At 45.7% G+C, this 9,864-nt stretch carries 8 protein-coding genes and 1 tRNA gene; 1 reads left to right on the top strand and 8 read right to left on the bottom strand.

What is annotated here, in order from left to right; genetic code table 11:
• Window positions 1–14 precede the first annotated feature (14 nt).
• From gmk to VF399_03165, 6 genes are all read right to left on the bottom strand, one after another.
• Window positions 15–602, bottom strand: coding sequence for a guanylate kinase (gene gmk / locus VF399_03190; protein ID HEX7319347.1), 588 nt, complete (start codon window positions 600–602; stop codon window positions 15–17).
• A gap of 133 nt (window positions 603–735) precedes the next feature.
• Window positions 736–1,611: a YicC/YloC family endoribonuclease gene (locus VF399_03185; protein HEX7319346.1), complete on the bottom strand. Its 876-nt coding sequence runs from the start codon at window positions 1,609–1,611 to the stop codon at window positions 736–738.
• Complete coding sequence (gene dtd / locus VF399_03180; GenBank protein HEX7319345.1) at window positions 1,612–2,049, bottom strand: D-aminoacyl-tRNA deacylase; 438 nt, start codon at window positions 2,047–2,049, stop codon at window positions 1,612–1,614.
• Between the two features lie 186 nt (window positions 2,050–2,235).
• Window positions 2,236–2,307: transfer RNA gene (locus VF399_03175), tRNA-Gly, on the bottom strand.
• A gap of 302 nt (window positions 2,308–2,609) precedes the next feature.
• Entirely contained in the window at window positions 2,610–3,764 is a 1,155-nt protein-coding gene (locus VF399_03170) for a hypothetical protein (GenBank protein HEX7319344.1), read from the bottom strand.
• A 192-nt stretch (window positions 3,765–3,956) separates the two neighbouring features.
• On the bottom strand, window positions 3,957–4,637 hold the full coding sequence (locus VF399_03165) for a segregation/condensation protein A (GenBank protein HEX7319343.1): 681 nt from the start codon (window positions 4,635–4,637) through the stop codon (window positions 3,957–3,959).
• Between the two features lie 284 nt (window positions 4,638–4,921).
• Here VF399_03165 and VF399_03160 point away from each other — a divergent pair, with 284 nt between their 5' ends.
• Window positions 4,922–7,693: a FlgD immunoglobulin-like domain containing protein gene (locus VF399_03160; GenBank protein HEX7319342.1), complete on the top strand. Its 2,772-nt coding sequence runs from the start codon at window positions 4,922–4,924 to the stop codon at window positions 7,691–7,693.
• 255 nt (window positions 7,694–7,948) lie between these two features.
• Here VF399_03160 and VF399_03155 read toward each other — a convergent pair whose 3' ends face one another.
• Complete coding sequence (locus VF399_03155; GenBank protein HEX7319341.1) at window positions 7,949–9,271, bottom strand: MFS transporter; 1,323 nt, start codon at window positions 9,269–9,271, stop codon at window positions 7,949–7,951.
• Window positions 9,272–9,445: 174 nt separating this feature from the next.
• Window positions 9,446–9,829, bottom strand: a complete 384-nt coding sequence (locus VF399_03150) for a four helix bundle protein (GenBank protein ID HEX7319340.1) — start codon at window positions 9,827–9,829, stop codon at window positions 9,446–9,448.
• Window positions 9,830–9,864: the final 35 nt, after the last annotated feature.

Genomic DNA, 9,864 nt, shown 5'->3' with positions numbered 1-9,864 from the left:
TTAGTCCTCCCCCATCAAGGGGGAGGTAATAAGGGGCACTGTGACTTCATTTTTTCTGAATTGATTATTTTTATGATCTGCCGCACGGTCCGGTTCAGATCGCGGTTCACGACCGTATAATCATAATCCTTTTTATAACGCAGTTCCTGCCGAGCTCTTCTCAAGCGGCTCTTGATGATGTGGAGGTGATCGGTTCTTCGGTTGATCAGGCGTTTTCTGAGTTCGGCATAGTTCGGCGGCAATATGAATATCATTATCCCATCGGGGAATTCCTTCATCAAGGATTTCCCGCCCTGAACGTCAACGTCCATCAGCACATCGCGGCCCTTGTTCAGGCTGTCGATCAGAAATTTCCGCGGCGTGCCGTACAGGTTGCCATGCACCCGTGCGTGTTCAATGAATTTATTCTGGGCGATCCATTTTTCAAAGGTCCGCTCGGTCAGGAAAATATACTCGCGTCCGTTCCTCTCGCCTTTTCGCCGCGGCCGGGAAGTAGCTGATACCGAGTATCGCATGCGTGAATTGTTTTTCAAGATGCGCTCGCATAACGACGTTTTACCCACTCCGGAGGGCCCGGAAAGAACGATGAGTTTGCCCGGCACTTTCAATATTAATATCCTTCTTTATGACGACGGGCGTAAACGCCCTACTCCAGGAGACCAAAGAAACGGGCGTAAACGCCCTACTCCAGGCTGGAGCAGAACTTTCAGGCTCGTGGAAGGCAGCGTCTTTTGTTTATTCAATGTTTTGCACCTGCTCCCTTATTTTTTCGATCTCTTCCTTGACGACCACGACCGCTTCGCTGATCTTGAGATAGTTTGCTTTCACGCTCAGGGTGTTTGCTTCGCGCTGCATCTCCTGCAGTATAAAATTCATTCTTCGACCAGGATGAGGATCTTTGACAAGCGATTCATTGAACATCGCAAGGTGCCCCTGGAGCCGCTCGCTTTCTTCGGTAACGTCAGTCCGGTCCGAAACGTACAGCAGTTCCTGGTAGAAACGGTCCTTGTCGAGATTCGTTTTGAAATCTTTTTGAATCTCGCTCAGCCTGTTTTTATAAAATTCGTTGCGGACCGGTATCATTTCTTTGATATCGGTGATCAGCTTTTCGATGATTTTGAGCGACTTCTTTATATCCTTGACAGTACTGCCGCCTTCTTTTTCTTTCATGAGCATCAGTTCATCGAGAGCTTTTTTCAAGATCGGCTTGAGATTTTCGAAAATCTTATAAGTATCGATCTGGCTTTGACTCATCTTTATCAGCCCCGGGACCGAGAGCAGTGTGTTAGCATCGATGGTTCCCTTGGCTTGCTTTCGTTTTTTCAATTCCTTGGCCAGTGAAAGATACGCGCTCAAGAGTGTGTTGTCGATCTCAAATTTTGTCCCCAATAGTTCACGGTCCATCTGGATGACAACGATGACATGCCCACGAGTTATCACGCCCTGCAGCATTTTCCTTATTTCATTCTCGTACGGTAAAAAACATGTTGGTACTTTCAATGAAATATCCAAAAAACGGTGGTTATAAGATTTTATTTCGACATCAAATTTGATTGAAGGTTTACTTACCTCACCACTTGCCCTTCCGATACCGGTCATGCTGAATGCCATTTACACCTCCAAAATGAGTGTTACGGGGCCATTGTTATCGAGCGAAACCAGCATCCGGGCGCCAAATACGCCGCCTTTTGCCGGGATCCCTAGTTCCCGCAGATAAGTAATGAAGGATTCATAGAGTTTTTTCGCATGTTCGGGTTCTTCGGCGTCAGAAAATGACGGCCTCCTGCCTTTTGCTACATCGGCCAGAAGCGTGAATTGGGAAACAACCAGCGCTTCGCCTTTAGTATCAATTAGCGAAAGGTTGAACTTGCCTTTGTCATCCTCGAAGATCCTTAAGTTCGCGCAGCGGTCTGCCAGTTCCTTTGTTTTTTCGTCGGTGTCGCCTTTCCTGACACCCAAAAGCACAAGCAGACCTTTTTGTATTTCAGCGATACGTGAGCCATCAACCGTCACGCTCGCTTTATTAACCCGCTGGATAACCGCTTTCATGTTTTATTTTTTTAGTTTTTATCAATTATAAATTTTTTATTCACACGTAGGGCAAACCTTCAGGTTTGCAATTATTTCTTCGCAAGGCTAAAGCCTTGCCCTACAAACACCATTTGCGCTCAGTATTTTTGTTTACTATAAACCATCAGCCATACGCTATCTGCTGTCTCGCCGCAGGCGAGACACAGCGGGAGACGGGATTCGAACCCGCAACAAACAGCTTGGAAGGCTGTGACTCTACCATTGAGCTACTCCCGCGTTTCCATAGTATATAATATGCACACGCAATGTCAATATGTTTTTATGATATATTTAATACTATGAAGTGGCTTTTCATTTGTCATTCCGTGCTTGACACGGAATCCAGATTTCTTGAATACTGGACTCCTGCATACGCAGGAGTGACAGAAACCGCGAAGCAATTTTTCTTTTCTTCTGTCATTCTGAGTTTCGCGAAGCGAAATGAAGAATCTGAGATCCTTCGTGCGCGATACCGCTTGGCGGACTCAGGATGACAATAACTGAGATTGCTTCGTACAAAGATCACTCGCAATGACAGCTTAGAACTTCAGCATCATCTGCAGGTAGGTATGGTTGTGCAGATATTTTTCCGTGGGAAAATCCCCCTCCATGGCTTCGACAAGGTAGAACCAAAAATTGTTATAGCGGTATTCAAGCCCTACATTTATCCGTCTTTCTTTGAATTCACGGTGATTTGTTTCGCCTATGCTTAAATCCGTACAATTACTTTCATAGAACTGGCGTTGGGTGCCCAGATGCCAGATAAACCTTCCACCCGGTGAGAACTCTAGGTCAACAAGGTAGGCAAAAATGTTTCTTTCATAAGACTGGTCTACACTAAGTGATTCTTCTTCAACTGTTTTGAAATCGTAAGTGAAGTATACCACGGGTTTCCATTTCGCGTTTATTTGCCAGGCGATCATGGGTTCGTTGATCATCTCAAAGGATCTTAATTCGTAGACGGACGTAGTCTCAGCATAGTCATTTACATGTTTCTCAATATCGGATAATTGAAGGTTCGAGATTATGCCAAATTGCCATTGTTTTATGTCATGCCACACGCGCAGGTTTGCTTTTCTGTTCCAGCCTTCTTCTGTCAAGATTGTTGAATGCATCTTGTACTTTGTGCTCAGATCACAGTCTAAATTCAGCCGGCCATGGGTCCATGTTTTGTTTATCGTGGTGATGAGTTTTATCGGGTATGCAAGGCCCGAGTAGGTGAATTTATCCGGTCCTTCAGGGGAGGCCTTCAATGAAAAATTCCGATCGAAATTTTCAACACTGATGAACGTTTCCATGAAATTCATGTAATCCTTGCCCCATTGATATCCCACTCCTATTTCATTTTCACCCTTATAATAGTGTGTGGTAATTGACAGTATAAGTTTAAAATTTTCGTTAAGTTTCAATAAAGGATCAAAATAGTGATTGTTAATGTGATCGTTATAATCGCCGCGGTAGTGATTGCGGTATCTGAGACCAATTCTTCTTGACAGCAAAACTTCATAACGCGTCTGAAGGTCGATGTACCAATTCAGCAGGTCCAGGCATCCCTGCGAAGTCCGCATGCCGTTGTATGATGAATCAAAATAGCATTCCCATGCCGGGAAATAATGAGCGAGTTGTTTATCCAGTAAATACTGGCAGTTTGAGTCCTCGCGGGCGATATATGATAAAATTAAGAATAAAAGCATTGTAAATCCTAAATACTAATATCTAAATCCCGCTTCGTGTCGAATCCTCAGCATGAAACATAAACAAATTCTAAATTCTAAATCCCAAACACACCCCCTCCCCTTCCCTCCCCCCTCGAGGGGGAGGATTGAGGTGGGGGGGAATTAAAGATTTTGGTCATTCGATATTGTTTAGGATTTCGGATTTCGAAATCAGGATTTTGCATTATTGTACAGGTAGATATCCCCGAACGTCGTATCCTGCATGACCTTGGCGATGCCTTCTTTCACAAGCTCGAGCATTCCGAAAAAATATCCCACGGCAAGCGGAATGTCGTCTTTAGTTTTAAGGAATTCAAGGAAGTTGATCCGCTCCCGGGTACTTAGGATGTTCTTTATGTCGGTAATGATCGTCTCGATCGGAACTTCCTGTCTTTTCAAAAAAAGCTTTTCCACTTCGGGCGGCTTAAGCCGCCGGAACGCCAGCACCAGGCTTGCCAGGTCGCCTTCTTCCAGAACTGTCACCGGCTCGTCCTTTGATATTCTGGGGAATTGTTTGCTGTGCTCGGCTTCCATCACGCCGAACGCCTTGGCGATCTCCCTGTATTTCTTGAATTCCTCGATGATCTGCATCAACGTGATCGGCTTGTTAGCCTCCTCGTCTTCGGGCGTGCGGGGGAGAAGGGATTTGACCTTCAGCCGGATCAGTATCGCCGCCATTAGAAGAAAATCCGCGGCATCCTCGAGGTCATCGCGTTCGATCTTGCGTATGTAATCCAGGTATTCCTCGGCAACCTGCGCGATGGGGATATCGAAGATATCAACCTCCTTTTTCCGCACCAGGTACACGAGGAGATCGATGGGACCGTAGTAGATGCCAATGTCAATCTTCATTGACGCGGAGACCGCTGAGAACACAAAAGACCGCAAAGGCCGCAGAGAAAGAGAAGGGAACGCTGAGACCGCAGAGAATAAAAAGCATGGATTATAGTGTAATTATAAAGCAGTGCCTGTCAAGGTAGGATAAAATTGTATTATTTTGATACAGTCCTGTAATATGAGACAGGCGGCGTATGTTTTACGATGAAAATACAATATATTAATGCCTTGGAACAGGCATGGATTATGCATAATATTAATATATAAAGATTTGAAAATATGTCTTTTAGGGAGGAATTATGAAGCAATTATTTGTTTCGTTGATCTGTATTTGTTCGTTATCCCTGCTTTTTGGTGAGGGCGAATTCATCATTGACACCAATTACGTTTCATTCCCCGGCGTGGGCAACAAGTTCTGCCCGGATCCTGCATTCGACGGCACGAATTATATGATCGTCTGGACCGATTATCGAAACGGGTTCCCGGCGATCTATGGAACGAGGGTGAGTGAAAGCTGGGTTATCCTTGACACCTTCGGCATCGCGATCAAAACGGATCGCTGGGCGCAGGATCCAGCTGTCGCATTTGACGGCACAAATTATTTCGTAGTATGGAGGGAATACCTTCCATATTGCGACTATCAGGAATTTGTGGTCAACGCCGTTGCCGGCGCACGGGTAAGCACCGGCGGAACTTTGCTGGATACCACGAGCATTACGATCGATTCAGGGAGTATTGGCTGCCCTGCCTGCCCTGAAATCGCATTTGACGGCACGAATTACCTCGTGGTTTGGAATAACACTTATGGTCAATATTCAGGTGGCATCCGGGGTGCAAGGGTATCCCCATCCGGAATGGTGCTTGATGTTCCATCGATCAGGATATCGCCCATTTGGCTAGGAGGTGATTTACCAAGATTGGCATACGGCGATTCCGCATACCTGGTTGTCTGGCATTATATGGGGTTTGGTAGTGGACAAACTGGTGACATTTTTGCGGCCCGCGTTTCTCCTTCAGGAGCTGTTATTGACACGGCGGGTATTCCGGTTGCTGTAGGATCAGACGTCAGGGAGCGCAATGCGGCAGTCGCATTTGATGGAACGAATTTTTTTGTCGTTTATCAGTGCAAACCTCAAAATTGGATTCAATACATAGCCGGAAAACGCATTACGCAATCGGGTATCGTCATTGATACAACGGAAATATGTTTGTCAGACACTACGGTGCCGATGTCAGTATATTCTGCTTTTACACCGGAGGTTATGTATGATGAAACCAAATACCTGGTTACCTGGCATAGCTGGACGTCTAATTCTGTACTGTTTGCCCTTGCTGGTTCCAGGGTAACGCTAAACGGTGTTGACCTGGACACCAATGATATTATAGTAAACGCGTCTGCAGTTTTCAGCGAGTATAACAGTCATTTCGTTAAAGGAAATAGCAAATCATTACTCGTTTGGCAACGAAGGCACGGGAGTGATGCATCAGGTGAATGTAAAATCGAATCTTTTTCTATTGGAGCGGCTATTATCGATTCCACGCTGCATATTATCGGTCTACCATTTAATGCCGGAAGAGTAAAGATCCCCGGTCGACAAACGATGTCAGCCTCAGGATTCGACGGTACAAACTATTTTGTATGCTGGCAGGACAAGCATTATGACACCCTGTCTGCAAGTTATTCAAGTCTATATGGACTTCGCGTGAATTCCGCCGGCACGATAATTGATACAAATGCCATTCCAATCTGTAATTTCAGGCCCGCAGGATTGACGGATTATCGCGGCGGTGCGATTTCACCCTGCATCGCTTTCGGTGATAGTATATATCTGGTTGTCTGGCTTGAAGAAATCCGGTTGCTGAGTGGTTGGATAACGAATGCTGATGTCTACGGCGCGAGAGTGCGCACAACCGGTGAAGTTTTAGACAGTCTGGGATTTCAAATTTCTCTGGGAGGCATACCTGTAACCTGTTCCGACCCCGCAGTGACGTTTGACGGCAGAAATTTTATGGCAGTATGGCAGGATTTTCGCCAAACCGCATTCGGTCAAATATATGGGGCGCGCATCGGGTTGAACGGAACAGTCATTGATACATTGGGATTCAACATCGGTTACTACAGCGAACTACATTGTCCAAAACTCGCATTCGGTGGTGGATTGTATATGGTGGTTTGGGAAGATTGGAGATATGGATATAAAGATATTTACGGAGCACGTGTTGATACCGCAGGCAACATGCTTGATTCGATAAGCGTTCCTATATCGCAAGCAGTACGGGGTCAGTATGCACCGGTAGCTGCCTTCGACGGAGCGAACTTTCTTGTCGTATGGCAGGATGAGAGAAATGACGGTGGAGGATGGCCTCTTGATTCAAGCGTCATCTATTGCAGCCGGGTAACGCAATCCGGTATAGTGCTGGATACGCAGGGCATCATGATCTCCGCGTTGGACAAAGTTGCCACTTCACCACAGGTTTGTTTTGACGGCACTAACTATCTGGTTGTCTGGGAACAATATACGGACGACGGTACTTATGACCTGTACGGCGCCAAGGTCAATTCTGCGGGAAATGTGCTTAACACATACTTGGTCGCCTCGCACGCCTATGACCAGATCGAACCTTCTTTGTGCCGAGGCAACGGCGACCAGACCCTGGTCACATATACCAGCAAGACAACGAACCTGGGCAATCGCGGGATCCGGGTGGAACGGATCTGGGGCAAGCTGTATCCGTTCGTGGGGGTTGAAGAAGATCACAGGGCTGCTGTTGCGTACGATAAATGTCGCCTTCAGGTCACGAGCAACCCGTTCAGCGCAAGAAAGCCGGTACAGTTCACGATCATCATGGGGACAGTCCAGCAAAAATTAAAGCTCAAGATTTACGACGTCTTAGGCAGGCTTTTGAAGACGTATGCGGTTAAATTTGAACCGGGTAATGGCGAATATTCGATCTCATGGAATGGTGATGATACCTTTGGCCGTAAAGCGTCGGCGGGAGTGTATTATTGCCGGCTGGAGACAGATGCGGGCAGCCGCATCGCTACAGAAAAGATAGTATTTATATATTGATATCCTATCAAACTTCCACTTCTGTCATTGCGAGGAGCGAAGCAACGAAGCAATCGCGGAAAAGGGAAAAACACGGCTGAGATTGCCGCCCCTCGCCCCTCGGGACTCCAGTTATCCCCCCCACCCTTACCCTCCCTCCCACAGGGATACCATTCATTGCAATTCATCTATTTTTTCCACGTTGCCTCGAGGGGGGAGGAAAAAGGAGAGGGTGTAATGTTGCGCACAAGGATCGCTCGCAATGACGAAAAGGATTTACTTGGTGAACCGGAGGGCGTTGAGGACCAGGTCCTTATATTCGTTCAACCTGCGGACCGTGTAGTCGCCGATCATCTGCAGCGTATACAACGTGGGATACGCTTCTTTTTCATGGACCTGACGGAGGAAGCCAAGACTTATCGCCCTGAACAGCGTCGTGCCCAGGAACAGAACATGGAAGTTAATAAATGTTTGGCCCAGGAACTGCCACTCAAATCTCGACAAGACCTGCGCGATCAGACCGCCTAATAGTGAAGACAGGAATCCGCAGATGCCGGTGATCGTCGAGAAAACAGCGAAATAAGATTCCTTGATTTCCTTGTCCTCGGTCAGGCTCAGCAGGATATTGAACAAACTAAGGTTTATACCGCTCCAGAAACCGCCGCTGAAAAAGGCATCGATCCAGATCGGCAGTGTGAAATTTGGCCTGGCAAAAAGCCAGATTAAGGGCAGGAATATAACACCGATGAAATTGATCGTCAGTACGGGTTTGGATCTTGTTTTGTCGATCATTTTGCCCCATAATAACTGAAAGCCGAGACTGGATATACCGGCAATGATCGAATAGATGGCGATCGTGGAGTAAGACATCTTCAGGAATTTTATCATATGCACGACCCAGAAAGGCGCGGCAATACCGGCAAAAAGATACCAGAAAGAAACAAAGGTTACAAGGGAAACGAAATTTTTATCGCGCAGAGGTGTCAGAAAAACTGTTTCAAGTTTGATCACTTTTTTCTCAAAGACAGGTTCTGGTTGTGATGAAAGGATTAGCGCGGCGATCGTGGAACACATGACACTAACTGAAAATATCATCAAGAATGCTGTATTCTGAGTGAAGCGGTCAAGGAGTATCCCGCCTGTATAATTAACGATCATACCTATTCCGCTTATGATCGTGTTGCGGATACCGAAATATTTACCTCTGGCTTCTCTGGGAATAAGATCGCTCATCCATGATGTCCAAAGGTTGCCTGAAAAGGACAAAAAGAAGTTAAATAAAAATATTACCAGAAAGAATAATTGTATCGATATTCTGAAGTTAAAAGCTAGCGCGACAATAAAAGCAATGAATAAACCCCGGCCAATTCCTGACGTGTAGACGCATAGCAATTTTCGCTTGCCGAACGTATAGGCGAGATACGCGGATACAAACCCCACGCTTGCCATGATCGAAGGGATCGCGGCGAGTAAACCCATTTGAAAAGCATTGACGCCGATATATAGGGCGAATGCCGTGAGGAACATACCGCCGGTAAGAGTGATGTGAAATTGCGCGAACGCGCCTTCGATGATCGAGATTTTACCGCCATTTTTCATAATGATTGAAGTTACGAAGTTAAGAGGTTATGAAGAGCGGAAAAAGATTGAAGATGAGAAGATCGGAAGATTTGAAGAGCGGGGAGAGACAGAAGAGGGGAGGATATGAAGATTTGAAGCTTTAAAAAAGAACTGAGCGCATCAAATAAATATCTTTTATTATACACATTTGCGCTAGAAGCAAAATGTATCAGCTTTACGCTCCATTGTGTTAAGCTTCGCGATGATGACTTCATATGTAGAATCCAGTTTTTTAAAAAAGTTTTCATCGATATACTTGCAGGCATGGCAGAATTCAAGCCATGTTTGAGTTTCAGAAGCTTCTGACATAGAGTCTGTTAACTTATTTATAAAGAACGCTTTGTATTTGCGTTTACGCCAGGCTTCAGCAATATTTGAACATACCGACCTGGAAGAACGCACAATTTGGCTTGATAGTGAAAATTTTTCGCCTGTGGGGAATTTTTTAGATGCATCAAAAATTGCCATAGCTGCATCAAAAGCCAGTCTATAAACGTCAAGCTCTCTGTAATGTCTAATCTTTTTACCGGCATCCATTTTATCATAGCCTCCCATCTTCATAACCTCTTAAC

It is taken from the genome of bacterium, from assembly GCA_036382775.1.
In the GTDB taxonomy this organism is placed as follows: Bacteria; Hydrothermota; Tepidihabitantia; order SM23-42; family JAOAFX01; genus DASVHD01.
This window is presented reverse-complemented; position numbering and strand designations above follow the sequence as displayed.